This is a genomic window from Herbiconiux liukaitaii, assembly GCF_041927495.1.
In the GTDB taxonomy this organism is placed as follows: Bacteria; Actinomycetota; Actinomycetes; order Actinomycetales; family Microbacteriaceae; genus Herbiconiux; species Herbiconiux liukaitaii.
This window is the reverse complement of sequence record NZ_JBHFHG010000004.1, coordinates 60,775-86,601: the sequence shown is the minus strand read 5'-3', so window position 1 is coordinate 86,601 and position 25,827 is coordinate 60,775. Positions and strand designations below refer to the sequence as shown.

23 protein-coding genes are annotated in these 25,827 nt (G+C 70.3%); 7 read left to right on the top strand and 16 right to left on the bottom strand.

Going from position 1 to position 25,827, the window contains the following annotated elements:
• Positions 1–8: 8 nt before the first annotated feature.
• On the top strand, positions 9–3,842 hold the full coding sequence (locus ACEXQC_RS08030) for a proline dehydrogenase family protein (protein ID WP_374820261.1): 3,834 nt from the start codon (positions 9–11) through the stop codon (positions 3,840–3,842).
• 181 nt (positions 3,843–4,023) lie between these two features.
• Here ACEXQC_RS08030 and ACEXQC_RS08025 read toward each other — a convergent pair whose 3' ends face one another.
• Entirely contained in the window at positions 4,024–4,419 is a 396-nt protein-coding gene (locus ACEXQC_RS08025; protein ID WP_374820260.1) for a GntR family transcriptional regulator, read from the bottom strand.
• A complete protein-coding gene (locus ACEXQC_RS08020) occupies positions 4,416–4,844 on the bottom strand; it encodes an Lrp/AsnC family transcriptional regulator (protein ID WP_374820258.1) in 429 nt (142 codons plus the stop codon). The genes ACEXQC_RS08025 and ACEXQC_RS08020 overlap by 4 nt, the downstream gene beginning before the upstream one ends.
• Before the next feature lie 173 nt (positions 4,845–5,017).
• Between ACEXQC_RS08020 and ACEXQC_RS08015 the strand changes: the two genes are divergently transcribed.
• Positions 5,018–5,695: a GntR family transcriptional regulator gene (locus ACEXQC_RS08015; protein ID WP_374820256.1), complete on the top strand. Its 678-nt coding sequence runs from the start codon at positions 5,018–5,020 to the stop codon at positions 5,693–5,695.
• 16 nt (positions 5,696–5,711) lie between these two features.
• On the opposite strand, the gene ACEXQC_RS08010 is transcribed toward ACEXQC_RS08015, so the two are convergent.
• Positions 5,712–6,635 (bottom strand): DMT family transporter, encoded by a 924-nt coding sequence (locus tag ACEXQC_RS08010; protein ID WP_374820254.1) that lies wholly within the window; start codon positions 6,633–6,635, stop codon positions 5,712–5,714.
• A 9-nt stretch (positions 6,636–6,644) separates the two neighbouring features.
• A complete protein-coding gene (locus ACEXQC_RS08005; protein WP_374820252.1) occupies positions 6,645–7,667 on the bottom strand; it encodes a FadR/GntR family transcriptional regulator in 1,023 nt (340 codons plus the stop codon).
• Between the two features lie 27 nt (positions 7,668–7,694).
• Here ACEXQC_RS08005 and ACEXQC_RS08000 point away from each other — a divergent pair, with 27 nt between their 5' ends.
• Complete coding sequence (locus ACEXQC_RS08000) at positions 7,695–9,071, top strand: MFS transporter (protein WP_374820250.1); 1,377 nt, start codon at positions 7,695–7,697, stop codon at positions 9,069–9,071.
• A 24-nt stretch (positions 9,072–9,095) separates the two neighbouring features.
• Here ACEXQC_RS08000 and ACEXQC_RS07995 read toward each other — a convergent pair whose 3' ends face one another.
• Both ACEXQC_RS07995 and ACEXQC_RS07990 read right to left on the bottom strand, forming a co-directional pair.
• Positions 9,096–9,941, bottom strand: coding sequence for a DUF3097 domain-containing protein (locus ACEXQC_RS07995; RefSeq protein ID WP_374820248.1), 846 nt, complete (start codon positions 9,939–9,941; stop codon positions 9,096–9,098).
• Between the two features lie 255 nt (positions 9,942–10,196).
• Entirely contained in the window at positions 10,197–10,463 is a 267-nt protein-coding gene (locus ACEXQC_RS07990) for a DivIVA domain-containing protein (RefSeq protein ID WP_374820246.1), read from the bottom strand.
• 207 nt (positions 10,464–10,670) lie between these two features.
• Between ACEXQC_RS07990 and ACEXQC_RS07985 the strand changes: the two genes are divergently transcribed.
• On the top strand, positions 10,671–11,735 hold the full coding sequence (locus ACEXQC_RS07985; protein ID WP_374820244.1) for a carbohydrate kinase family protein: 1,065 nt from the start codon (positions 10,671–10,673) through the stop codon (positions 11,733–11,735).
• Positions 11,736–12,002: 267 nt separating this feature from the next.
• The gene (rpe, locus tag ACEXQC_RS07980) at positions 12,003–12,677 is read left to right on the top strand and encodes a ribulose-phosphate 3-epimerase (RefSeq protein ID WP_374820242.1); all 675 of its coding nucleotides are present in this window, start codon (positions 12,003–12,005) and stop codon (positions 12,675–12,677) included.
• A gap of 152 nt (positions 12,678–12,829) precedes the next feature.
• Here rpe and ACEXQC_RS07975 read toward each other — a convergent pair whose 3' ends face one another.
• The 3 genes from ACEXQC_RS07975 to ACEXQC_RS07965 form a co-directional block, all read right to left on the bottom strand.
• On the bottom strand, positions 12,830–13,609 hold the full coding sequence (locus ACEXQC_RS07975) for a hypothetical protein (RefSeq protein WP_374820240.1): 780 nt from the start codon (positions 13,607–13,609) through the stop codon (positions 12,830–12,832).
• Between the two features lie 93 nt (positions 13,610–13,702).
• Entirely contained in the window at positions 13,703–14,974 is a 1,272-nt protein-coding gene (locus ACEXQC_RS07970; protein WP_374820238.1) for an alpha-hydroxy acid oxidase, read from the bottom strand.
• An 87-nt stretch (positions 14,975–15,061) separates the two neighbouring features.
• A complete protein-coding gene (locus ACEXQC_RS07965; RefSeq protein ID WP_374820236.1) occupies positions 15,062–15,829 on the bottom strand; it encodes a FadR/GntR family transcriptional regulator in 768 nt (255 codons plus the stop codon).
• A gap of 110 nt (positions 15,830–15,939) precedes the next feature.
• Here ACEXQC_RS07965 and ACEXQC_RS07960 point away from each other — a divergent pair, with 110 nt between their 5' ends.
• Positions 15,940–16,530, top strand: coding sequence for a DUF1707 domain-containing protein (locus tag ACEXQC_RS07960; RefSeq protein ID WP_374820235.1), 591 nt, complete (start codon positions 15,940–15,942; stop codon positions 16,528–16,530).
• A gap of 9 nt (positions 16,531–16,539) precedes the next feature.
• Here ACEXQC_RS07960 and ACEXQC_RS07955 read toward each other — a convergent pair whose 3' ends face one another.
• The 5 genes from ACEXQC_RS07955 to chvE form a co-directional block, all read right to left on the bottom strand.
• Complete coding sequence (locus tag ACEXQC_RS07955) at positions 16,540–17,223, bottom strand: endonuclease/exonuclease/phosphatase family protein (protein ID WP_374820233.1); 684 nt, start codon at positions 17,221–17,223, stop codon at positions 16,540–16,542.
• Between the two features lie 65 nt (positions 17,224–17,288).
• Positions 17,289–18,503 carry an ROK family protein gene (locus ACEXQC_RS07950; protein WP_374820231.1) on the bottom strand — a complete coding sequence of 405 codons (1,215 nt, stop codon included), beginning with the start codon at positions 18,501–18,503 and terminating at the stop codon, positions 17,289–17,291.
• 85 nt (positions 18,504–18,588) lie between these two features.
• Positions 18,589–19,809: a multiple monosaccharide ABC transporter permease gene (gene mmsB / locus ACEXQC_RS07945; RefSeq protein ID WP_374820229.1), complete on the bottom strand. Its 1,221-nt coding sequence runs from the start codon at positions 19,807–19,809 to the stop codon at positions 18,589–18,591.
• A gap of 5 nt (positions 19,810–19,814) precedes the next feature.
• A complete protein-coding gene (gene mmsA, locus ACEXQC_RS07940; protein ID WP_374820227.1) occupies positions 19,815–21,344 on the bottom strand; it encodes a multiple monosaccharide ABC transporter ATP-binding protein in 1,530 nt (509 codons plus the stop codon).
• A gap of 103 nt (positions 21,345–21,447) precedes the next feature.
• Positions 21,448–22,575 carry a multiple monosaccharide ABC transporter substrate-binding protein gene (chvE, locus tag ACEXQC_RS07935; RefSeq protein WP_374820225.1) on the bottom strand — a complete coding sequence of 376 codons (1,128 nt, stop codon included), beginning with the start codon at positions 22,573–22,575 and terminating at the stop codon, positions 21,448–21,450.
• Between the two features lie 275 nt (positions 22,576–22,850).
• On the opposite strand from chvE, the gene xylA reads away from it, so the two are divergent.
• Positions 22,851–24,041 (top strand): xylose isomerase, encoded by a 1,191-nt coding sequence (gene xylA / locus ACEXQC_RS07930; RefSeq protein WP_374820223.1) that lies wholly within the window; start codon positions 22,851–22,853, stop codon positions 24,039–24,041.
• Here the strand turns inward: xylA and ACEXQC_RS07925 are convergent, their stop codons facing one another.
• Positions 24,042–24,935 carry an EamA family transporter gene (locus ACEXQC_RS07925; RefSeq protein ID WP_374820221.1) on the bottom strand — a complete coding sequence of 298 codons (894 nt, stop codon included), beginning with the start codon at positions 24,933–24,935 and terminating at the stop codon, positions 24,042–24,044.
• Between the two features lie 28 nt (positions 24,936–24,963).
• On the bottom strand, positions 24,964–25,797 hold the full coding sequence (locus tag ACEXQC_RS07920) for a DUF4097 family beta strand repeat-containing protein (protein ID WP_374820219.1): 834 nt from the start codon (positions 25,795–25,797) through the stop codon (positions 24,964–24,966).
• Positions 25,798–25,827: the final 30 nt, after the last annotated feature.

Genomic DNA, 25,827 nt, shown 5'->3' with positions numbered 1-25,827 from the left:
GTCGAACCATGACCGACCCCGTTGTGCAGCCCGAGCCCGGCACCGAGACCCTCCCCGCCGCGGGTGCGGAGGCCGCGCCCGGTGCCGACGCCGACGCCGCGCCCGGCACGGAGGCCGAGCCCGGTGCGGAGGCTGAAGCCGGCGTGAAGCCGACGCCCACTGAGGGAGCCGCCAGCGGTGCCGACGCCGAGGGTGATGTCGATGCGGAGGATGATCTCGATTCCGAGGCCACCCACGTTGAAGAGGCCGTGGCCGCTGGGGATGCTGAGCCGGGTGTGGCGGACGAGGCCGAGGGTGCGGCCGGGGGCGAGGGGCTCGGGGCGCGGGCGGTCGGGCTGGCGCGGCAGTGGGTTGAGGCTTCGCGCGAGGCGCCGGTCGATGCTGCGGCGGCTCGGCTGGCCGGGGTGCTCGACGACCCGGCTGGTCTCGCGTTCGTGATGGGATTCGTCGACGGTGTGGCCCGGCCGGAGGATCAGGCGGTCGCGGCCAAGAACCTGGCGCAGCTCGCCAAGAACGTTCCGCAGTTCCTCCCTCGGCCCCTCCGCGCCGCCGTCACCACAGGTGGAGCGATGGGCGAAGCCCTCCCCTCAGTGGTGGTGCCGATCGCCCGAAAGGCCCTGCGCCAGATGGTGGGGCACCTGATCGTCGATGCGCGACCGGCCAAGTTCGGCCCAGCGGTGGCGGCGCTCCGCGCCGAGGGCACTCGGCTCAACATCAACCTCCTCGGCGAGGCCGTGCTCGGCGACCGCGAGGCCGCGAACCGGCTCGAGGGCACCAAGCGGCTGCTGCAGCGCGACGACGTCGACTACGTCTCGGTCAAGGTCTCCTCGGTGACGAGCGGACTCTCGATGTGGGCGTTCGACGAGACCGTCGAGCGGGTGGCGCAGTCGCTCATCCCGCTCTTCCGCATCGCGGCGCGCAGAGGGGCGCTGGGCGACCTCGGCGCACCGGTGCGGGAGGGCCGCAAGTTCGTGAACCTCGACATGGAGGAGTACCGCGATCTCGATCTCACCATCGCGGTGTTCCAGCGCATCATGGAGGAGCCCGAGCTGCTCGATCTCGAGGCGGGCATCGTGCTCCAGGCCTACCTGCCCGATGCGCTCGGAGCGCTCCAGGGCCTGCACTCCTGGGCGGCCGAGCGCCGCGCACGGGGCGGCGCCCCCATCAAGGTGCGCGTCGTCAAGGGTGCCAACCTCGCCATGGAGCGCGTCGAGGCGGCTCTGCACGACTGGCCCCTAGCCACCTACGGCAGCAAGCAGCAGACCGACGCCAACTACAAGCGTGTGCTCGAGTGGGCCCTCCGGCCCGAGCACACCGACGCCGTGCGCATCGGTGTGGCCGGCCACAACCTGTTCGATCTCGCCTGGGCGTGGCTGCTCGCCTCGGATCGCGGAGTCACCGACGCGGTCGACGTCGAGATGCTGCTCGGTATGGCGCCTGCTCAGGTCGACGCCGTGCGCGCGACGGTGGGTTCGCTGCTCCTCTACACACCCGTGGTGGAACCCGCCGAGTTCGATGCGGCCATCGGCTACCTCGTGCGGCGGCTCGAGGAGAACGCGAGCGAGGCCAACTTCCTGTCGTCGGCGTTCGACCTCGGTGTCGATCCGTCGGCCTTCGACCGCGAGCGCGACCGCTTCCTCGCGTCGCTGGCAGAGGTGCAGCCCGAGTTCGAGGGTGATGCGGGTACCGGTGGGGAACCGGATGCCGACAGCGGGGCGGACGCTGAAGGCACGTCGGCCGTCCCTCTTCCGAACCGGCGGCAGGATCGGTCGCTCGCGGAGCTCGAGCCGGCACCGGCGGAGTTCGCCAACGCTCCCGACACCGATCCGTCGCTCGCCGCCAATCGGGCCTGGGCGCGACGCATCCTGGGGCGCATCCCGGGTTCCACGCTCGGTTCCGAGACCATCGCCGAGGTCGCAGTCACCGACGAGCAGACCCTCGACGAGCTCGTCGAGACGGCCGTCGCTGCGGGTGAGGCCTGGGGTGCGCGCTCGGCGGTCGATCGCGCCGGGTACGTGCGACGTGCCGGCTACGCCCTCGAGGCCAACCGCGACCGCCTCATCGAGGTGATGGCGAGCGAGACCGGCAAGACCATCGACCAGGGCGATCCCGAGGTCAGCGAAGCCGTCGACTTCGCCCGCTACTACGCCCAGTGCGCCGTGGAGCTCGACGCGGTCGACGGCGCGGAGTTCGTGCCGTCGCGGCTCACGGTTGTGGCCCCGCCCTGGAACTTCCCCGTGGCCATCCCCGCCGGCGGCGTGCTGGCGGCGCTCGCCGCGGGCAGTGCGGTCATCGTCAAGCCGGCCCCGCAGGCGAGGCGATCCGCTGCGGTCATGGTGGAGGCGCTGTGGGAGTCGGGCATCCCGAGGGATCTGCTGATGCTGCTCGACGTGGAGGAGGGCGAGCTCAGCCGGTCGTTGATCTCGGATGCGCGGGTCGACCGCGTCATCCTCACCGGCTCCACCGACACTGCTGAACTGTTCCGGTCATGGCGGCCCGAACTCCCGCTGCTGGCCGAGACGAGCGGCAAGAACGCGATCGTGGTGACGCCGAGTGCCGATCTCGACCTCGCGGTCGCCGACATCGTGAAGAGCGCCTTCGGCCACGCCGGCCAGAAGTGCTCGGCTGCGAGCCTCGTGATCCTGGTGGGGTCGGTGGCCCAGTCCAAGCGGTTCGCGCGACAGCTCGTCGATGCCGTGCGCTCGCTGCGCGTGGGCTACCCCGACGACCCCGCGGTGCAGGTGGGCCCGCTCATCGAGCCGGCCGCGGGTGCGCTCCTCGGGACGCTCACCACGCTCGGGGCCGGTGAGCGGTGGCTCGTGGAGCCCAGGGCGCTCGACGAGACCGGGCGCTCGTGGTCGCCGGGGGTGAAGGAGGGGGTGCTGCCCGGATCCGCCTTCCACCTCACGGAGTACTTCGGACCCGTGCTCGGCATCCTGCACGCGCCCTCGCTCGAGAAGGCCGTGGAGCTGCAGAACGCGGTGCCGTTCGGACTCACGGCCGGCATCCACTCGCTCGACCCCTCCGAGATCGAGCAGTGGCTCGCCACCGTCGAGGCCGGCAACCTCTACGTCAACCGCGGCATCACCGGGGCCATCGTGCGCCGTCAGCCGTTCGGGGGCTGGAAGAAGTCGTCGGTCGGCGCGGGAGCGAAGGCCGGTGGGCCGAACTACCTGGTGCACCTGGGGTCGTGGCGTTCGGAGCCGGGCGAGGCCGGCGATGGCGTGAGTCTTGCCGGGCTGGATCCGCGAGTGGCCCAGTTGCTGGAGTCGGCGACCGGCGGGCTCGAGTGGAACGACTTCGACGCGGCACGGCGGGGCGCGAAGAGCGACCAGGAGGCGTGGCAGACGGTGTTCGCGGCGCGCGACGTGTCGGATCTCGGGGTGGAGCGCAACGTGCTGCGGTACCTGCCGGCGCACACGGTCATCCGGCTCTCCGAGGGTCGGCCGCTGCACGAGCTGCTGCGGGTGCTCGCGGCCGCGACGCTGGCGCGGGCCACCGTGGTGGTGAGCTCGTCGGCAAAGTTGCCGCGACCGTTGCGGGCTCTGCTGAAGGAGCGCCGCATCCGCGTCACGATCGAGAAGGATGAGGCCTGGCTGGGGCGTGCGCGCGAGTACATCGGCGTAGTGCCGAGGATCCGGTTGATCGGGGGAGACGCCGTGGCACTGGCGACGGCGCTCGACGGATCGACCGACGTGGCGATCTTCGCGGGCGACGTCACCCGGGCAGGCCGACTCGAGCTGCTGCCTTTCCTGCTCGAGCAGTCGATCAGCGCCACGAACCACCGCTTCGGCACCCCCACCCCCCTCCTCGAAGGAGCACTGCCCCTCCCGACGCCCTGACCCGAAGTCGCACTCGCGCTCGCGCCGCGGGGTCGTACAGAAGAGCCTTCCCGTGAGCGGGAGGCCACCTTTCCGCTACCCCGCGTCGCTTCGTGCCCCGGCAGCCGACATTCGATCCGCGCGGGGTCGCGGGGAAGGGTCTTGCGGTGGGGGTGAGGGCTCGTTCGTGCGACTCGGTGGGTTAGGGGCGGGGGAGGCCCAGGGCGGCCGCCGCGAGGGCGAGGGCGTCGGAGGGGGCGACACCGAGGGACGCGGTGCGGTCGGCGTAGGCGCGGGCGGCGAGCTGGGCCTCCTGCTGGGCGGGATCACCGGTGGCCGAGACGTACGACCCCAGCCGACCGCGGGTCTCGATGATGCCGTCGGTCTCGAGCTCGCGGTACGCGCGAGCCACGGTGTTGGCGGCCAGTCCGAGCTCGCCGGCCAGCGCCCGCACGGTCGGCAGTCGCGCGCCGGCCACCAGAGCACCTGACGCCACGGCGTCGCGGATGCCCGCGCGCAACTGCTCGAACGGCGCCACCCCCGAGGCCGCATCCACCCGCAGCCCGATCCCGAGCCCGCCCCCGCCGGCGGCGCTCATCGGCGGATGAGGTTCGAGAGCACGATGGCGCTGCGGGTGTGGTCGACGTTCGGGGCGATGCGCACACGCTCGAGCGCATCCTCGAGGCTCGGGATGTCGCGCGAGCGGATGTGCACGATCGCATCGGCGCTGCCCGTGACCGTTCCCGCGTCGACGACCTCCGGCACCCCCGAAAGAATGCGCTTGAGCTCCGCCGGCGCCACAGTCCCGCGGCAGAACAGCTCGACGTAGGCCTCGGTCACCGTGCCGTCGAGCGCCGGATTGAGCTGGATGGTGAACCCCGTGATGATGTCGTCCGCCACCAGCCGGTCGATGCGGCGCTTGACGGCCGAGGCGGAGAGCCCGACGACCTGGCCGATGTCCCCGTATCCGCTCCGGGAGTTGATCTTGAGCAGGTCGATGATGCGGTGGTCCAAGGCGTCCATGCCGCGATGCTACGCGAGATCGTTGCGTGACGGAGGGGCACTCGCACGGATCGGTCTTCGACGAACGGCGGATCGACGAAACCCCCCATCCGCTGCTCGAAGCCCTCGCACCCGGGGGGCCGACGGCACGTCCTGCCTTCGGAGTTATATTTGATACCGAAGGACGGTGACCTATGGCTCTTGCGACCGAAGCGGGCTCCCGCGTCGACGACGCCTACGAGTGGCTGCTCGCCGAGATCACGGGTTTCCGCCTGCGCTCGGGCTCGCCGCTCTCGGAGAACCGCATCGCCACCCAGCTCGGCATCAGCCGCACCCCGGTGCGCGAAGCCCTGCAGCGTCTGGAGAAGGAGGGGCTGGTCAAGCGCACCGACAACGCGCGCTTCACCGTCTCGCAGCTCACCGCCACCGAGGTCAACGATGCGTGCGACCTGCTCGAGGTGCTCGACTCCTACATCTGCCGCAAGGCCGCCTCGAAGCTCACCGACGACGACGTGGCCGCGCTGCGCAAGCACGTGCAGAACATGGCCGCTGCTGCGGCCTCGGACGATCGCGCCGCGTGGTCGAACGCCGACATGCTCTTCCACCGGCTCTGCAACTCGATCGCGGGCAACGCGCTCGTGGCCGAGACCGTCAAGGAGACCCGCCGCCGCATCCAGCGCTTCTGGCTGCGCGCCGCCTCGCTGCAGCACCGCCTGCAGGAGTGCTCGCGCGAGCATTACGTGCTCTCCGAGGCCATGATCAACAAGGACTACGACGCCATCGAGCCCGCCGTCAAGGAGCACATCGGCCACATGCGCCAGCGCATGCTCGACATGATCGCCGCCGCAGCCATCCTCCTCGGCGACGAGTAACCCCCGCCCTCGCCCTTCACTGCGCGGGAGGGGGCGCGGGCGCGGGGCGGGGGGTGCGGAAGGCGCGCTCGTTGGCGAGGGCCACTCCTGCGATGACGATGAGGCCGCCGATGAGCTGGGCCGGCGTGAAGGGGTGGCCGGCGAGGATGGTGAAGGCCGCCGTGAACACCGTGATGAGGTTGAGGAACACCCCGGCGCGGGCGGGCGGGATCTCGGTGAGCGCCCGATTCCACAGCAGGTACGAGAGCACCGAGGGGAACACGCCGATGAACACGAGCGCCGCCCACACGCCGGGTGTCGCGGGCAGAGTCGGCCCGCCGAGCACGAGCGAGACCGGCACGAGCACCGCGATCGTGAACACCGCCTGCACCGCCGTCGACGTGATGGGCGGGATGCCGGTGGTGCGCCGCCCCACGATCGTGTAGCCCGTCCAGGCCACGAGGGCGCCCAGCATCAGGAGGTCGCCCGCGCCGAAGCCCGTGCGCAGGAGGGCAGCGGGATCGCCATCGCTCAGCACCACGAGCACCCCCACGAGGGCCAGCAGGATGCCGGCGACACCCGTGGCCGTGAGCCTCTCGCGCAGGAACACCGCGGCCGCGATGACGATGAGCGCCGGATTGAAGGCCGTGATGAGCGAGGCATCGAACGCGTCGGTGAACTGCAGTGCGCTGTAGAGCAGGAGGTTGTAGCCCAGCAGTCCGAGGCCGGCGAGCAGCAGGAGTCGGGGCCAGGATCGGAGCACCACCCGCCAGCGTGGACGCTCCACGAGCTGCGCGATCAGCAGCAGCGGGCCCACGGCGATGAGCCAGCGCAGCAGCACCAAGCTGACCGGGTCGATCGTCTCGACGGCCGCGGCTCCCACGACGTAGTTGCCGGCCCAGAAGATCGTGGCCGCCACGAGCGACACCGCCGCCACGACGGTGCGACGGCGAGCGGTCATCGCTCGAGGCTACGGCATCGGCGGGTGGGGCGAGGAAGAGGTCGCCGGATGGGCGGAGGTGGCGTTCGCGGGGTGGTGGGAGGAGGGGGTCGCCCCACGAAGGGAGGTGGTCGTCGGATGGGGTGAGGGGGCGGCCTCGCCCTCGATGAGCGGGTCGAGGAGGGTGGCGATCGCGCGGCGGGCGGCCTCGGGGTCGCCGGCGACGATCGCCTCGACGAGGCGGGAGTGGTGCTCGGCGTGGGGATCGGTGTCGTGCTCGACATCCGCGAGCAGCACCTCCTCGAAGACCCCGGCGAGCCCCTCGTAGAGCTCGACGTAGAGCGGATTGTGCGTGGCATCCACGATGGCTCGATGCAATGCGAGGTCGGCCTGCACCCGCCGCGCGACGTCGACGCCGCCCCCTGCGGATGCGGTGGCGTGGGCGGATGCGACGGGCGTCGCGCGGGCGGATGCGGATGCCGACTTCGCGGAGTGGGCGGCGCGAGGCGCCGTGGCGGTGCCGGGGGCGGGCGCGGCCGCGGAAGCGGCGGCGTCGGGTGCGGCGGGGCTCGGCAGGGGCGCCCAGGAGGCGGCGCGGTCGGCGAGGAGGGCTCGGAGGGTGGCGACGTCGGCGGGCGTGCGACGCTCCGCCGCGAGGGCGGCCGCGGAGCTGTCGATGGCGTGGCGCAGCTCGAGACCGTCGCGGCGGTCGCCTCGGGAGATGCGGCGGGTGAGGGTCTGCGCGAGCTGGGAGCGCGCGATCACGAACGTGCCCCGCCCCTGCTCCCGGCGCACGAGCCCCGACTGCACGAGCGACTGCACCGCCTCGCGCACCGCGTTGCGCCCCGCGCCCGTCCACTCCACGAGCGCGCTCTCCACCGGGATCCGCTCGCCGACGGGCCACCGCCCCGACCGGATCTCCTCGTGGAAGAGCTCCGTGACATGATCCGTCACCCCGAGCCGACGGCGCCCACCCGAGAAAGCAGCGCCAGTGGGGCTGATCGGCCCACCACCGCCCGCTTCGCCGAACGGGGTAGGCTGAACACGATTCATCCCATCATCCTACCTATTGGACTCGTCATGGACACCGCCGTTCGCCTCGCCGCCTCAGCCGCGCCGCGTCAGGGGGTCGGGCTCGCGCTCGTGCTCCTCGCCATCATCGCCACCGCCGTCAACCTCCGCACGGCGGTCACCGGCTTCAGCCCGCTGCTCGAGCGCATCGGCGCGGATCTCGGCTTCGGCGCCGCCCTCTTCGGGGTGTTCGGCACGATCGTCACCGCCTCCTTCGCCGTCTTCGGCCTGCTCACCCCCCTCGTGGCGAGGCGGGCAGGACTCGAGACCACGATCGCGGTGGCGACCCTGCTCACGACCCTCGGCATCCTGCTGCGCGCCTTCGCCCCGAACGCCGCACTGCTCGTCGCGTCGACCATCGTGGCCTTCGCGGGCATCGGCGCCTCGAACGTGCTCATCGTGCCGATCGTCAAGAAGTACTTCCCCGATCGGCTCAAGTCGGTGAGCTCGCTCTACCTCTCGCTGCTGCAGCTCGGGCAGTTCGTGGCGCCGCTCATCGCGGTGCCCGTGGCCATGGCGACCGGATGGCGGTTCGCGATCGGCGTGTGGGCCGTGCTCACCGCCGTGGCGTGCGTGCTGTGGCTGGCCGTGGTGCTGCGCGCCAGACGCCGACCGGCGACGGATGCCTCGGGCGTCACCTCAGGTACGCAGCATCCCAAGACCGTGCCGTCGCATGCCGGCGGGCCGACCCCGAGCAGCCCGGCCACCCCGAGCACCCCCAGCATCCCGAGCACCCCCGGCGTACCCGCCGGCCGCATCGCCGGCGCCTGGCGCACCCCCCTGCTCTGGGCCCTCGTGCTCATGTTCGGCATGACCGCGCTCAACACCTACGTCGTCATCACCTGGCTGCCCAGCATCTTCGTCGACGCCGGTGCCGACCCGGCCCTCGGCGGCTCCCTTCTCGCCCTGTTCTCGATCTTCGGTCTCGGCGCCGCGTTCGTGATCCCGCCGCTCACCATCCGGATGCGCAATCCGTTCCCCGTGGTGCTCGTGTGCGCGGTGCTGCTCGCGATCGGCTACACCGGCCTGCTCGTGGCGCCGCTCGAGGGTGCCGTGGCGTGGGTGGTGGCGCTCGGCCTGGGCGTGAGCACCTTCCCCATGACCCTCACCCTCGTGAACGCGCGCACCCGCACGCCCGCCGGATCGTCGATGCTCTCGGGCGCGATGCAGGGCATCGGCTACGCGGTGGCGTGCGTGGGTCCGCTCTGCATCGGCCTCATCTACAGCGCGACCGGGGTGTGGGAGGGGGCGTACGCGCTGCTCTACGTGAGCATCGGGGTGCTCGTGGTGAGCGGCTTCGTGGCCTGCCGGCCGCGCCCCCTCGAGGAGCTGGCCGCCGAGCGATCCACCCCGCCCCGCGAAGTGAAACCGACCGCGGCCCGGTAGCGCCACCCGCCGCGGCGCCAGAACCTACTGCGGCTCGGTGACGAAGTCGATGAGGTGCTCCACCCGACCCAGCAGCACCGGCTCGAGGTCGGTGTAGGTGTTCACCCGCGACAGGATGCGCTTCCACGCCCGCGCGATGTCGGCCTGCTCCGCGTGCGGCCAGCCGAACGCCTCGCAGATGCCGTGCTTCCATTCGATGCTGCGCGGCACCGTGGGCCAGGCCCGGATGCCGAGGGCCTTCGGCGTGACGCCCTGCCAGATGTCGACGAACGGATGCCCCACCACGAGCACGTGCGCCCCGAACGGCCCGCGCGCCACGGCCTCGGCGATGCGGCTCTCCTTCGACCCCTTCACGAGGTGGTCGACGAGCACACCGATGCGGCGCTCGCGCGTGGGGGCGAACTCGCGCACGATCGCGTCGAGGTCGTCGACGCCCTCGAGGTACTCGACCACCACGCCCTCGGCCCGCAGGTCGTCGCCCCAGACCTTCTCCACGAGCTCGGCGTCGTGCCTGCCCTCCACATAGATGCGGCTGGGGCGGGCCACGCGAGCGCGCTCGAGGGGGGCTGCGACGCTGCCGGATGCGGTGCGCTTCGGCCCGGTCGAGGCGACTTTCGGATGCACGAGCTGCACCGGCCGCCCCTCGAGCAGGAACCCCGCGCCGAGCGGGAAGATGCGCCTGGCTCCGTGCCTGTCCTCGAGCTCGACCGTGCGGCCCTCCACCCGGGTCACGCTGCCGCAGAAGTCGCTCGCGACCTCCTCCACCACGAGGTCGAACTCGGCCTCCACCTTCGGCAGCTCGGCCGGCTTCGCCCGGCGGTTGAAGTCGGCGAGCACATCGCTGCCGTACCGGTCGTAGTCATCGCGCACCGCACCACCCTACGTGCCTGCCCGGCCGCTCTCGCGGAGGCCTGCGCGGGTGTCCGCATCCTGTGCCCAGGCGTGGTTCGAGCGGCTGTCGCGCGTGCGTCGGACGTGCGTCAGGCCGGTGTCGAGCCTGCGTCAGGCGTGGTTCGAGCGGCTGTCGGGAGCGCTCGATGGGCGTGCGTCGGGAGTGTGCCAGGCGTGGGTCAAGCGGGTGCAGGGCGTGCGTCGAGCGGCTGTCGGGCGCGCGTCGAGCGTGCGTCAGGCCGGAGGGGCGGCCTTCTCGAGGGCGGCGGAGATGCGGTCGAGGAAGTCGTCGACCTCGTCCTGGTCGAAGCCCTCGTGGAAGCGGGTGGGGCGGAACCGGGCGTCGCGCACGTCCTTCGTGGTGAGGCTGCCCGCCGGGCTCCCCGGTGCGAGCGCGGCGGCGGCCTTCGCGAGGAACTTCTCGACGTCACCCCGGTCGTAGCCCTCCCGGAACCTCGTGACACTGAACCTCTTCGACGAGACCTCTGCGGAACTGACCATGCGCACCACTCTGCCACGACTCCGGGTGGGGGTCGGCGCCCCGACCCGCACCCCGCTCACCCCACGCCGTGAGTCGCGCCCAAGTGTCGTCATGGCGCCCGAAATGCCGGGAATGGGGACACTTAGGCGCGACTCAGGAGGGCGCTTCGGTGGGCGGGGGCGTCAATAGACTGTGGCGAGTCAGTCGGAGCACCCAGGGAGGCGTGGATGACCGCGAGGATCGTCGTGATCGGGGAGTCGCTCGTCGACGTGGTGCTGGGGGCGCAGACCGTCGAGCACCCGGGCGGTTCGCCGCTCAACATCGCGTACGGTCTCGCGCGGCTGGGTCGGCCGGTCACGCTCGTGACGGCGCTCGGCGACGACGAGCGCGGCCGCTCGGTGGCGCAGCACGTGCTCGATGCCGGGGTCGAGATCCACCCCTCGTCGTTCCGGCACGAGCCCACGTCGTCGGCCACCGCGCGTCTCCGGGACGACGGATCGGCCGACTACACCTTCGACCTCCGCTGGTCGTTGCCTGCACCGCACGAGCTGCACCTGCCCGAGGCCGCCCTCGTGCACGTGGGTTCGCTGGGCGTGTTCCTCGAGCCGGGCGGCACCACGGTGGTCGACCTCCTGCGCGCCGCCACCGCCCGCGGATCCGCGGCCCCCGCGTCCGGCGCCCGCGAGTCCGGCGCCCTCGCGTCTAGCGATCCCGCGTCTGGCGATCCCGCGTCCGGAGACCCCGCGTCCGGCGAATCCCGACCTGGCATCCCTCTCATCGCGTTCGACCCCAACATGCGGCCCTCGATTGTCACCGACCACGCCGCGGCGTTCGCCCGCTTCGAGGAGGTCGCCGCGCTCACCACCGTGCTCAAGCTCAGCGATGAAGACGCCGAGTGGCTCTACCCAGGCGCCACCGTCGACGAGGCAATCGACCGCATCCTCGCGCTCGGCCCCATCCTCGTGGCGGTCACCCGCGGGGGCGAGGGCGCCGTGCTCGCCACGGCCGCCGACCGGGTCGCCGTGCCGGGCCGCCGCGTCGACGTGGTCGACACCATCGGCGCCGGCGACTCCTTCATGAGCGCGCTCCTCCTGGGAGTGGCCGCCCTCCTCGACGAGGAAACAACCGCACCGGATGCGTCGCGCGACCCGTCCGCGGCCCGCTCGGCCATCGGTGGAGCGGCCCTCGACGCGGAGACCATCACGCGCCTCGGCGACTTCGCCGTGCGCTGCGCCGCGATCACCGTCTCCCGCGCCGGCGCCAACCCGCCCACCCTCGCCGAAGTCAGCTGACCCACCCAGCCGACCCCGCCCACCCAGCCGACCCCGCCCACCCAGCCGACCCCGCCCATCCTCGCCGAAGTGCACTGACCCCACCTCGCCCCCCACCCCACCTGGCCCCACCCCACCTCGCCCCCCACCCCACCTCGCCCCCACCCCACCTCGCCCCCACCCCACCTGGCCCCACCCCACCTCGCCGAGTTCAGCTAGCCCGCCCCACCGCGCCCGCGCCCGCGTCGGCTCAGGGGATCGGCACCGGCCGCTCGGTAGAGTCGGAGCGTGTCCGTTCGAATCCACCCCAGCATCCTCGCCGCCGACTTCGCCAACCTCGAGAGCGAGCTGAACCGCATCCGCACCGCCGACCTGGTGCACGTCGACGTGATGGACTACCACTTCGTGCCCAACCTCACCCTCGGCATGCCCGTGGTCGAGAGCATCGTGAAGGTCACCGAGCTGCCCCTCGACGTGCACCTCATGATCGACGACCCGTGGCGCTGGGCCCCCGACTACGCCGAGGCGGGCGCCGCATCGGTCACCTTCCATGCCGAGGCGACGGATGACCCGGTGGGCGTGGCCCGCCGCATCCGCGCCGCAGGGGCCCGCGCGGGGCTGGCTCTCAAGCCCGGCACCGACGCCTCCACCTACCTCGAGCTCCTCGGCGAGGTCGACATGGTGCTCGTCATGACCGTCGAGCCGGGGTTCGGCGGCCAGGCCTTCATGCCCGAGACGATGCCGAAACTCCGCGAGCTGCGTGCGGCGGTCGACGCCGCGGGCCTCGACGTGTGGCTGCAGGTCGACGGCGGCATCGACGAGCGCACCATCGCCATCGCCTCCGAGCACGGGGCCGACACCTTCGTGGCGGGCTCGAGCGTCTTCCGCGCCGAGAACGCCGCGGCCCAGATCGACCTCCTCCGCGCCACGGCGGTCGCCTCGGCCACCACCCACTCCCACTAGCCGCCCGAGTCGTGGGGAACGAGCCACCCAACGACCCCTGAAGCGCTCGAGCGCCGAACGCCCGCGGCGCCAGTGCGGTGAACGGGCCAGCCACTCCCACCTCGCGTGGTCCACGCGCCTAACTGCCGCGCCCTGGCCCGCACGCTTCGCTCCTACGGGGCAGGGCGGGCTCGTACCTCCACGGCGGTCTGGGTTGCTGCCAGTGCTTCCACCTGCGCGACCACGGTGAGGTCGGCCACCACCACGTGCAGCAGCTGCGACGGCGGGATGTCGCCGACCGGCTGGATCGATCGCGCGTCGGCGGAGAGGATCTCGAACCGCTCGTCGAGTCGCTCGAGCAGCGCCACCGCCTCGTCGACGGGCGCATCCGGCTGCGCGGAGACGAGGATGCTCCCATCGGGGCTGCTCGCCGTGAAGTCGAGGTTCGACTGCACACCGCCCACGTCGTCGGCGGTGGCCAGCATCCGCTCGACGGCCTTCAGCAGATCAGCCGGATCGGCCGACGTCGCCACCATGCAGAAGATCCCGCCGCAGTCGCCGTCGCCTCGCGCGCTGAAGACCGAGAACGACGTGTCGTGCCGGAGGGCCAGGAAGATCTCGAGGGTCGGCCGCCCGCCCAGATTCGAGTAGCTGAGACCCTCGCCGAGGGTTCCGCCGATGAGCGGATGCTCCCACCCGGCCTCCCGACCCCGCCGCTCGGCGGCCTCCGTGACGGCGAGCAGATCTGCGTCCGAGATATCGGGCTCGAGCACCATGTCGATCGTGAGGGCCTTGTTCCACGGGTCATCCGACACCCACGACGACGCGCTCAGCACGTGCTCCTGCGACTCCACCCACTCGGCCACGCGCTGACCGTCCGCGGCATGCGGTGCGGCGCAGCCCGCCAGCAGCCCGACCAGCCCGAGCAGCGAGGCGACAAGGGTGGAACCCAACGCCGCCCGCCTCGCCCGACGACCCGCGTGCTGAGGAATCATCACCCCAGCGTACCCAGAAGGCGACGATATGTCAGCTCGGCTTGGGTCCGCTCAGCTCAGTGAATCCGCCACCGCCACCGCATCCGGTGCCACAGCCCGCGGCGCCAACCGCTCGAGCTGCGTGACGTGCGAGGGGTTCAGCTCCTCGAGCGAGTTCACGCCCAGCAGCCGCATGGTGCGCGCCACCTGATCCCCGAGGATGGCGATCATGCGGTCGACGCCCTCGCGCCCACCCGCCATGAGCCCATACAGGTACGCGCGCCCCACGAGCGTGAACCGCGCCCCGAGCGCCACAGACGCCACGATGTCGGCACCCGACATGATGCCCGTGTCGAGGTGGATCTCCATGTCCTTGCCGAACTCGCGCGAGACATCCGGCAGCAGGTGGAAGGGGATGGGTGCGCGGTCGAGCTGGCGCCCTCCGTGGTTCGAGAGCGTGATGCCGTCGACCCCCATGTCGGCGAGCCGGGCGGCGTCGCCGAGGCTCTGCACACCCTTCACCACGACCTTGCCTGGCCACTGATCCCGGATCCACGCCAGGTCGTCGAAGGTCACGGTCGGGTCGAACATCGAGTCGAGCAGCTCGCCCACCGTGCCCGACCAGCGGTCGAGCGAGGCGAACGCGAGGGGCTCGGTGGTGAGGAAGTTGATCCACCACTCGGGTCGTGGGATGGCGTTGACCACGGTGCCGACCGTCAGCTGCGGCGGGATGGAGAACCCGTTGCGCTTGTCGCGCAGGCGAGCACCCGCCACCGGCACGTCGACCGTGACGAGCAGGGTGTCGAAGCCGGCCGCCGCAGCGCGCTCCACGAGGGCCATCGAGCGCGGACGGTCCTTCCACATGTAGAGCTGGAACCAGTTGCGCCCCGCGGGGTTGGCCTTCTTGACGTCTTCGATGGCCGTGGTGCCCATGGTCGACAGGGAGAACGGGATGCCCGCGGCCCCCGCGGCACCCGCTCCGGCGATCTCGCCCTCGGTCTGCATCATGCGGGTGAAGCCCGTGGGGGCGATGCCGAACGGCAGCGAGACGGGAGCGCCGAGCACGTCCCAGCCGGTCGAGACGGTGGAGACATCGCGGAGGATCGAGGGGTTGAACTGGATGTCCTCGAACGCCTGGCGTGCCCTCGTGAGGCTGATCTCGGCCTCGGCGGCACCCTCCGTGTAGTCGAAGGCGGCCTTGGGGGTGCGGCGCTTGGCGATGGTGCGCAGGTCGGCGATGGTGAGCGCGGCGTCGAGGCGCCGCTTCTTCGCGTTGAGCTGCGGTGCCTTGAACTGCATGAGCGGGGCGAGGTCTTTGATCTTCGGGATTCTGCGCTGAACCATGGGTTCTCCTGGTGGTCGGGGTGGGGGTCGGTGGCTTGCGGATGGCGGATGGCTGGGCCGGCTGGGCTGGCTGCGGATGGCGGCCGGCTAGAGAGGATGCTCCGGAGGGCGCCCGGCCGCGGCGTCGCCGGTGGCGAGTGTCTCGGCGTGGTAGGTCTCGATGTGCAGGCGGATGCGCCGGCCGGCCTCGGAGGGATCGCCGGCCTGGATGGCGGCCACCACGGCGCGGTGCTCGGCACGCAGGCGCCGCGCGGTGGCGGGCCAGTCGTCGAGCCCGGCCGCACCGAGTCGCACGTAGGCCTCGATGGAGTCGCGGAGCCCCGCCATCATCGTGGCGAGCACCTCGTTGCCGGAGGCGGCCGCGAGAGCGCGATGGAACGCCTGGTCGAGCGAGAGGAACTCGTCCCGCCCGAGCACAGCGTCGTCGCGCTCCATCGCGTCGAGCAGCTCGAGCGCCACCGCGAGCTCTGGCGACCCCCCGCCCCGCACCGCCTCGGCCAGCTCCACGGCCACGGCCGACTCGAGCACCACGCGCGTCTTCACCACGTCGGGCACCGCGAAGCCCTGCGCGGCCACCTGCAGCCGGATGAGGGAGGCCAGGCCGCCCGTGGGCCGCGCCACGATCACGGCCCCCGACTGCGGACCCGATCCGGTGCTCGTGCTGATGAGCCCCAGCACCTCGAGCACCCGCAGGCCCTCGCGCACACTCGACCGGCCGACCCCGAGCTCGGCGGCGAGGGCGCGCTCGGGCGGCAGGTGGTCGCCGGGCTGCAGCCGCCCCTCCACGAGGTCGCCCTCCACGCGTGCGAGCACCTGCTCCCACGCACGAGCCGCGCCATCCGAGCCGGCAGCCATCGAACCTCCTGTGGTCAGACCATGTGGTCCGACCACAGTACCAGCCCGGCCCAGCCGACTCCACCGATCGACGGATGTCGGATTCGGGCGCGATACGGCAGAGTGTCACCATGACCGACTACAGCGACGCCGCGAAGGCGGGCATCCGCCTCAGCAACGACGATCGTGAGAAGGCGGTGCTGCAGCTCGCGAGGGCCCACTCCGACGGCCGACTCACCGCCGACGAGTACACCGAGCGCTCCACGGCGGCCCGCGCGGCCGTGACGCGCGGCGACCTCGCACCCCTCTTCGCCGACCTGCCCGACCCCACCGAGGAGAGCGTCGTCGCCTCCTCGGTCGGATCGGCGCCCGACCCCGACTTCGGCCCGCCGGCCGCGGCAGCCGCCTCCCCCGCGCAGTCCGCCGCCTCCCCCACGAAGCCGCGCGACGATGTGCGCAGCGACTACCGCGGCGACCCGCGAGGCGACGACCGCGACGACCCGCGCGACGCCTACTCCCGCCCCCGCCCTCTCGGCGGCACGGCGGGAGTCGTCGCCGTGAGCGTCACACCGTTCATCGTGCTCGTGATCTTCCTGATCCTCGGCTTCTTCACCCCGCACGGCTGGAGCTGGGCCTGGGTGTTCTGGCTCGCGGTGCCCATCGTGGGCATCATCGTCTACGGCCCCGCAGGCCGCCGAGACAGAGACCGAGACCGCTACTAGCCCTCGAGCTCAGACGTCGACGCCCGCCCGCACCAGGATGGGCAGGTGGTCGCTCTCGCCCTGCGGCAAGGTGTCGATCGAGTCGATGCGGGTGTGCGCCGAGGTCACGAAGTCGAAGTGCCCCTTGAAGTACTTGTAGCGCGCGTAGGTGGGCTTGTCGCTGAACGAGAGCAGGTAGCCCGCCTCCTCCATGCGCTCCGACAGGTTCGCCCGGAACCACGGGTAGTTGAAGTCACCGAGCATGATCGTGGGCAGCGACGGCCCCATCACGCGCAGCGCATCGTGGGCGGCAGCGATCTGCTTGCGCCGAAGGGAGTTGGTGGCCGTGAGCGGAGCCGCGTGGAACGAGCCCACGAGGATCTCCCTGTCGATGATCCTGTCGTGCAGCTTGGCGGCCAGCAGCCGCTCGTGCGCGGGCGCCATCACGCGGTCGTGCATCGACTTGCGCAGCGCGAACACGCGTGTGCTCGTGAGATCGAAGCGGTCCTCGCGGTAGTAGAGCGCGAGACCGAGTCGGTTGGTCTTGGTGGAGTCGGCCAGCACGAGATGGTCGATGCGGTCGGGCATGTCCTCGGTGTCGCACTCCTGCAGGCACATCACGTCGAGGTCGTAGATGCGGGCCAGATCGACCAGCTCACCGCTCGCGTGATGCTTGCGCAGGTTGTAACTCAGGATGTTCAACTCGCGTCCCATGGTCGACATTGTGACACGTCGCCGCCCCGGTGAAGCTGTGCCGGGGATGTGCGCCGGATGAACGTTCAGGCGATGAGCGCGGGTGCGGTTCCGGCCGGGTCGGCGAGCAGCGCCTCGAAGGCGAACTCGGCAGCGCCCACGATCAGCAGCCGCGATCGCAGCTGCGCCCGCTCGATGGTGAGACCCGCGGCCAGCTCGCCGAACGAGGCATCCCTGACACCCTGCTGGATCCGCTCGGGGTACGCCGCCATGAGCGATCCGAGGAACCCTCCGAGCAGCACGCGCTCCGGGTTGAAGACGCTGATGAAGTTGGCGATCCCCTGGCTCAGCACGTCGATCTGCCGCACGATCTCGGCCTCGAGCGCCGGATCCGTGTTCGTGGCGAGCACCTGGTCGAGCTCGTCGGCGTCGATGGTGTCGCGGCCGATCACCGCGAGGATGCGATCGAGCTGCACCTCGGTCTCGAGGCAGCCGCAGCGACCGCAGTGGCACAGCAGCCCATCGCGGGTCACGAGGGTGTGGCCGAGCTCGGCGCCGTACCCGCTCGAGCCGCGGAGGGGCACGCCGCCCACGAGCACTCCGCCGCCGATGCCGCTGGGGCTGCCGTTGATGTAGACGAGGTCCGAGACCCCGCGACCGGCCCCGTAGATGCTCTCGGCGATCACACCCACGTTGGCGTCGTTCGCGGCGACGGCCGGGTAGCCGAGCGCCTCCGAGATGAGCTCGGCGAGCGGCTCGTCGTGCCAGTCGAGGTGCGGCGCGAGCGCCACCACTCCGGTGTCGACCCGCACGAGACCCGGCACGGCGATGCCGATGCCCGCGATGCGGAAGGTGCTCTCGAGCTCGCCGCGCATGCCGTCGACGACGGCCTTCACGATGTTCACGGTCTCGCGCACGGTCGGCAGACCGTCGGTCTCGTAGCGGATGCGCTTGTGCACCACGCCGCCGAGCCCCACGAGGCCGATGATGATGGCATCCGTGTCGGGGTTGAGCGCGATGGCGGCGACCCGGTCATTGGGATGCACGTACGGGCTCGGCCGCCCGACGGTGCCGTGCTCGGTGCGGGCCGTCTCGTAGGCGAGGTCGAGCTCCACGAGCTCGCCCACGAGGGCGGCGATGGTGGAGCGGTTGAGCCCGAGCTTGCGGGTCAGATCCGCGCGGGTCTGGGCGCCGCCGTGGTGCAGGGTGGTGAGGATGGTCGACAGGTTGTGCCGACGAGTCTGATCGTTGCTGTTGCCGACGCCCGCCGAAACGGGGCGTGAGGTGCCGATGGTGGACACGGCGCCTCCTTGGCGGTTCAGGGCGAGCGGGGGACCGGCCGGCTCGGGTGCGGTCGCTGTGAGCGGACCGCACCCGAGCTTAGCTTCAGCGGCCCGAGCGCCTCTTGTTGATGATGTCGAAGGCCACGGCGAGCAGCAGCACGAGGCCCTTGATGGCCTGCTGCCAGGCCGCGTCGACCGAGAGGATGGAGAGGCCCATGTTGAGCACACCCATCACGAGACCACCGATGACGGCGCCCACGACGGTTCCGACGCCGCCCTGCACGGCCGCGCCACCGATGAAGACGGCGGCGATCGCGTCGAGCTCGTAGTTCTGACCGGCGCTCGCGACGGCTGAGCCGGCGCGGGCGGTGGCGACGACACCGGCGAGGCCGGCGAGCACACCCATGTTCACGAAGATCGCGAAGTTGATCCACTTGGTCTTCACACCGCTCATCTGCGCGGCGAACAGGTTGCCGCCCATCGCGTAGACGTGACGGCCGAACACCGAGCGGTTGAGGATGAACGTGTAGAGCAGGATCAGCACGGCCAGGATGATGAGGATGATCGGGGTGCCCGAGTATCCGCTCAGCTGCCACGACAGCGCCATGATGGCGATCACGAGGATGGCGCACTTGACGACGGTCGAGACGAAGGGCTCGCGGGGGAGGTCGAGCTTCTTGAGCGTGGAGCGCGTGCGCACCTGCTGGATCACGAAGCCCGCGGAGGCGAGCAGACCGAGAACGAGGGTCAGCGCGTCGCGACCGTCGAGGATCTCCCCGAGGAAGGGCGGCACCCAGCCGGCGCCGATGGCCGTGAACTCGTCCGGCAGACCCGAGATGGTGCCGCCGGTGAGCAGCACGAGGGTGAGGCCGCGGAAGATCAGCATGCCCGCGAGGGTCACGATGAAGGCGGGTATGCCCACGAACGCCACCCAGAAGCCCTGCCAGGCGCCGATCACGGCTCCCACCACGAGGGCGATGATGACGGCGGCCCACCACGGCAGGCCCCAGCTGTTCATCGAGAGGGCGGCGACGGCTCCCACGAGCGCCACCACCGATCCGACGGACAGGTCGATGTGGCCGGCGATGATCACGATCACCATGCCGATCGCGAGGATCAGCACGTAGGAGTTCTGCTGGATCAGGTTGTTGATGTTGCCGGGCATGAGGAGGCGCCCGTTGGTGAGCACCTGGAACAGCACGATGATGATCGCGAGGGCGGCGAGGATGCCGTACTGACGCAGATCGATGCGCAGCTTGCGCGGGGATTTGACCGGAGCTTTGCCCGTGGGCTCGCTCGGTGCTTGGGTGGCCGTGTTGCTCATCGGGGTCAGTCCCTTCCCGCGGTCATGTAGTGCATGAGTGTTTCCTGGGTCGCGTCTTCACGCGCGACCTCGCCGGTGATCCGGCCTTCTGAGATGGTGTAGATGCGGTCGGAGAGACCGATCAGCTCCGGCAGCTCGGAGGAGATCACGATGACCGCCTTGCCCTGAGCTGCGAGCTCGTTGATGATGCCGTAGATCTCGTACTTGGCGCCGACGTCGATGCCGCGAGTGGGCTCATCGAGGATCAGCACGTCGGGGCCCGTGAACATCCACTTCGAGAGCACGACCTTCTGCTGGTTGCCGCCCGAGAGCTTGCCCACGATGGCCGCCACCGAGGGCGTCTTGATGTTCATCGACTCGCGGTAGCCCTCGGCCACCTTGGTCTCCTGGTTGCGGTCGACGACCCCGCCCTTGGAGAGCTTGTCGAGACCCGCCGCCGAGATGTTCTCGGCGATGTCGGCGATGAGGTTGAGCCCGTACTTCTTGCGGTCCTCGGTGGCGTAGGCGAGACCGTTGCTGATGGCCTCGCTGACCGAACGGGTCTGGATCTCCTTGCCGGCCTTGAAGACCTTGCCGGAGATGTTGATGCCGTAGGAGCGGCCGAAGATGCTCATGGCGAGCTCGGTGCGCCCGGCGCCCATCAGTCCGGCGAAGCCGACGATCTCACCGGCCTTGACCGTGAAGGAGGCGTCATCGACGACCTTCCGCTCGGTGTCGACGGGGTGGTAGGCGTTCCAGTTCTCGACCCGGAAGTACTCCTCGCCGATGTTCGGCGTGCGCGGGGGGAACTGGTTGTCCAGCGGACGGCCGACCATCGAGCGGATGATGCGCGACTCGGAGGCGTCGTCCTCCTTCATGCTGAAGGACTCGATCGTCTTGCCATCGCGGATGATCGTGACGGTGTCGGCGATCTTGCGGATCTCCTTCAGCTTGTGGCTGATGATGATGCACGTGATGCCCTGCTCGCGCAGGTGGTTGATGAGCGTGAGGAGGTGCTCGGAGTCGTCGTCGTTGAGCGCTGCGGTGGGCTCGTCGAGGATGAGCAGCTTCACCCGCTTCGAGAGCGCCTTCGCGATCTCGACCAGCTGCTGCTTGCCGACGCCGAGCTCGAGCACGGGGGTCGCGGGGTTCTCGTTGAGCCCCACCCGTGCGAGCAGCGTGGCCGCTTCGCGGTTGGTCTTGTTCCAGTCGATGATGCCGCGCTTGGAGTTCTCGTTGCCGAGGAAGATGTTCTCGGCGATGGAGAGGTACGGGCTGAGGGCGAGCTCCTGGTGGATGATCACGATGCCGTCGTGCTCGCTGTCGTTGATCGACTTGTACGCGGTGGGGTGGCCTTCGAACTCGATCGAACCGCCGAACGAACCGTGCGGGTACACGCCGGAGAGGACCTTCATGAGGGTCGACTTCCCGGCTCCGTTTTCCCCGCAGATCGCGTGGACCTCACCGCGCTCCACGACGATCGAGACGCCGTCGAGCGCCTTCACTCCGTTGAAGTCCTTGGTGATGTCCCGCATCCACAGAATCGCGTTGCTCATTGTCGCAAGCTCTCTTTCGGGTGGTGAGGGGTGGATGGGGGTGGAACAGGATGATCGGCGGCGGCCCCTTGGAAGAGGCCGCCGCCGACCGGTTCGGTGCTGTTTAGAGACCGACGTCCGAAGCCTGGAGGAAGCCGGAGTCGATGAGCAGGGTCTGCACATCGTCCTTCACGACGACCACCGGGTCGAGCAGGTACGACGGGACGACCTTCTCGCCGTTGTCGTAGGTCTCCTCGTCGTTGACCTCGACCTCTTCACCGGCGGTGATCGACTGGATCATCTGGAAGACGCGGTCACCCAGCTCGCGGGTGTCCTTCCAGACGGTCATCGACTGCTCGTCGTTGAGGATGGCCTGGACGTTGGCCTTGTCGGCGTCCTGTCCGGTGATGACGGGGTAGTCAGCGCCGGGGGCGTAGCCGGCCGACTTGAGCGAGGCCTCGATGCCGAGGGCCAGGCTGTCGTTGGGGGAGAGGACGACGTCGACCTTCTCGCCACCGGAGTAGAACGAGCTGAGACGGTTGTCCATCTCGGCCTGTGCGTCGTCCGAGCCCCAGCCGAGGATACCGATCGACTTCCAGCCGTCGGTGCCCGACGGGTCCTTGCCCGAGGGGATGACGAGCTTGCCCGACTCCACGTAGGGCTCCAGGACATCCCAGGCGCCCTGGAAGAAGAAGCCGGCGTTGTTGTCGTCGGGGCTGCCGGCGAAGGGCTCGAAGTTGAACGGCCCTGCGGCGTTCTCGAGGTCGAGTGCATCGACGATGAACTCGCCCTGCAGCTGGCCGACCTTGTAGTTGTCGAACGTCGCGTAGTAGTCGACGTCGGGGGTGCCGTTGATCAGACGGTCGTAGGCGATGACGGTGACGTCCTGCCCCTTCGCGTCGGAGAGCACCGGGCCGAGGGTCTCACCGTCGATGGCGGCGACGACGAGGATCTTCGCGCCTCCAGCGACCTGGTTCTGGATCTGCGAGATCTGCTGCTCGGTCTTGTTGTCTGCGTACTGCAGGTCGACGGTGCAGCCGGCGTCGGTGAGCTGCTTCTGCAGGCCCTCACCGTCGTTGATCCAGCGCTCGAGCGAACGCGTCGGCATCGAGATGCCCACGTTGCAATCGCCGGAGGCTTCTGCTGCGCCACTCGTGCTCGAGTCGCTCGATCCGCCTGAGGAGCAGGCGGCAAGGCTGGCCGCGAGGCCGCCGGCGACGGCGAGAGCCATCAGTTTCTTCGTCATTGACATGGTGGTGTCAGTCCCTTTCATCCTTGGAAGGGGATCACAGCTGTGCGCTATTACTCCCTTGTAACGCGTCAACTACTCCTGGTGCGGCTTTGTTGACTCCCGAAACATATACCAGGGATCATGCGAAAGCAAAGAAATTATCGGGCGGGATTTGTTCGTGGCCGAATCGTGATCTTTGACATCCGGGGGGCTCAGCGAATATGTTGTGAGAGATAACTATTTCGTGCGCTCGAGCTCCGAGCCGCTCACCAAAGACGTTGAACTGGAGTGACCTCATGTCGCTGACCCCCACCCGCGAAGACAAGTTCTCCTTCGGTCTCTGGACCGTCGGCTACAACGGCGCAGACCCGTTCGGTGGCCCCACCCGCGCCCCCCTCGACGTGGTGCACGCCGTCGAGAAGCTCTCCGAGCTCGGTGCCTACGGACTCACCTTCCACGACGACGACCTGTTCGCCTTCGGGTCGACGGATGCCGAGCGCCAGACGCAGATCGACCGCCTCAAGGGCGCGCTCGACTCCACCGGCGTCATCGTGCCGATGGTCACCACCAACCTCTTCTCCGCTCCTGTCTTCAAGGACGGCGGCTTCACCTCGAACGACCGCGCCGTGCGTCGCTTCGCACTGCGCAAGGTGCTGCGCAACATCGACCTCGCCGCTGAGCTCGGTGCCAAGACGTTCGTGATGTGGGGCGGCCGCGAGGGCGCCGAGTACGACGCCGCGAAGGACATCCGCTCGGCTCTCGAGCGCTACCGCGAGGCCGTCAACCTGCTCGGCGACTACGTCACCGACAAGGGCTACGACATCCGCTTCGCGATCGAGCCCAAGCCCAACGAGCCCCGCGGCGACATCCTGCTGCCCACGCTCGGCCACGCACTCGCGTTCATCGAGACCCTCGAGCGCCCCGAGCTCGTGGGCGTCAACCCCGAGGTGGGCCACGAGCAGATGGCGGGCCTCAACTTCGCGGCCGGCATCGCCCAGGCGCTCTACCAGGGCAAGCTCTACCACATCGACCTCAACGGGCAGCGGGGCATCAAGTACGACCAGGACCTCGTGTTCGGCCACGGAGACCTGCAGAACGCCTTCGCCCTCGTGGACCTGCTCGAGAACGGCGGTCCGAACGGCGGCCCCTCCTACGACGGACCCCGCCACTTCGACTACAAGCCCTCGCGCACCGAGGACGAGAGCGGCGTGTGGACCTCCGCCGCCGCGAACATGCGCACCTACCTCCTGCTCAAGGAGCGCGCCGCGGCCTTCCGCGCCGACCCCGAGGTGCAGGAGGCGCTCGCCGCCTCGCGTGTGCCCGAGCTGTCGGAGCCGACCCTCAACGCCGGTGAGTCGTACGACGACTTCCTCGCCGACTCCTCCGCCTACGAGGACTTCAAGGCCGACGAGTACTTCGACGGCAAGGGCTTCGGCTTCGTCAAGCTGCAGCAGCTGGCCCTCGAGCACCTCATGGGCGCGCGCTAGCTAGGGAACAGTCGGGCGAGGGCGGTCGCGCTGCGTGGCTATCGCAGTGGCGGCCGCCCCGCAGACGATCACGATGGCGAGCACCTCCACGGGGGTGAGGTGCTCGCCGAGGATGAGGACGCCGAAGAGGGCCGCGACCACCGGGCCCGACGCCGTGATGATGGCGTAGAGGCGAGGCGTGATGCGGCGGAGCACGAAGGTGTCGAGGCTGTAGGGGATGGCCGACGAGAGCAGGCCGACACCCACGAGGATGCCGAGCACGCGCCAGTCGATCTGCGAGACGTCGAGCGTGATGACGGCGAACGGGAGCAGCAGCGCGAGGCTCACGATCGTGGCCACCGTGAGCCCTTCGAGCCCGGGGAGGCGCAGTGCCACCCGCCTCGTGAGCAGGATGTACGCGGCCCAGGCGCCCGCCGCCACGAGCGCGAGCACGACACCCCACACGTTCATGGTGCCGTCGAATCCGGTGAGCACGAACACCCCGGCCCCGGCCACGAGCGCGCAGACCACATCGATCACACGTCGCGAGGCCACGAGCGCCACGGCGAGCGGCCCCAGGAACTCGATGGTGGCCGCGATGCCGAGCCCCAGCAGGTGCACCGCCTCGTAGAAGCTGAGGTTCATCACGGCCATCGCCACTCCCAGCAGCAGTGCCGGCCACAGCCGCCGGAACGTGAGGTGCGCGCGCGTGGGCCGGTAGATCGGCAGCACCACGGCGGCCATCACGAGCTGCCGCACCGCCACCACCACGAACACGCCCACCACCGGGATCACGAGCCCCGCGAGCGCCGACCCGAGGTTCACGCTCACGCTCGTGCCGAGCTGGGTGACCGCCCCCACCGCCGTGCGCCGGGGCGACCCCGGAAGGGCGGGGGGTGCAGCCTCGGTCGTCACCTCCCGAGTCTGCCACCCCGTTCGGAGGTCAGCGCGCCGTCGACCGCTCGAGGGTGATGCCGCCCACGCTCGATTCGAACGAGTACACCCGAGCGGCCCCCGGCGTGCTCGCGAGACCCTGGGTCACGCTGCCCACCGACGTGTCGGTGCGGATCTCGTACTCGCCCTCGGGCAGCGCCACACGCACATCGCCCGCCGAGCTCTCGAGCCGGATGGCCGAGGGCAGCGTGGCGAACTCGAGCCGCACGTCGCCCGCGGAGCTCTCCGAGACCACCTCGCCGCTGACCCGGAGCCCGGTGCCGGTGATGCTGCCGGCGGAGGTGTGCGACCGGAGCGACGCGGCCGACCCCGAGAGGTCGATGTCGCCGGCCGAGCTGTCCAGGGTCACCGCGGCGAAATCGCCGTCGGCGAGCACCTCGCCCGCCGAGGAGTCGATGTCGAGCCCCACGGGGGCGAGCGACTCGGGCAGCACGATGTCGAGGGTCGCGGTGTCGAAGCCGGAGAAGAGGCCGAACCCCCACCAGCCCCTGTCCTTCACGCTCACGCGCAGGGTGTCCCCGCGCTGCTCCTGCTCGAAGCGCAGGGGCGAGTCCGCCGCGTCGAAGTCGAGCTGCGCCTCCTCCACGTCGCCGTAGCGCACCGAGACATCCGCGGCGCTCGTGTCGATCTCGAGGTTCGAGAAGTCGCCGTCGGCCGTGTAGAGGCCGGATTCGTCGCCTCCGGTCGACGCCTGGGCGATCTGCACCCCGCCGAGCACGAGCGCGCCGGCCACGAGGGCCGATCCGGTGGCGAGCAGGCCGGTGCGGAGTGGACCGCCTGAGCGGGGTCGGGGCGAGTCGGGGGTGATGGTCTTGTCGGTCATGTCGCTTCCTTGGTGGTGGTGATCGGTCGA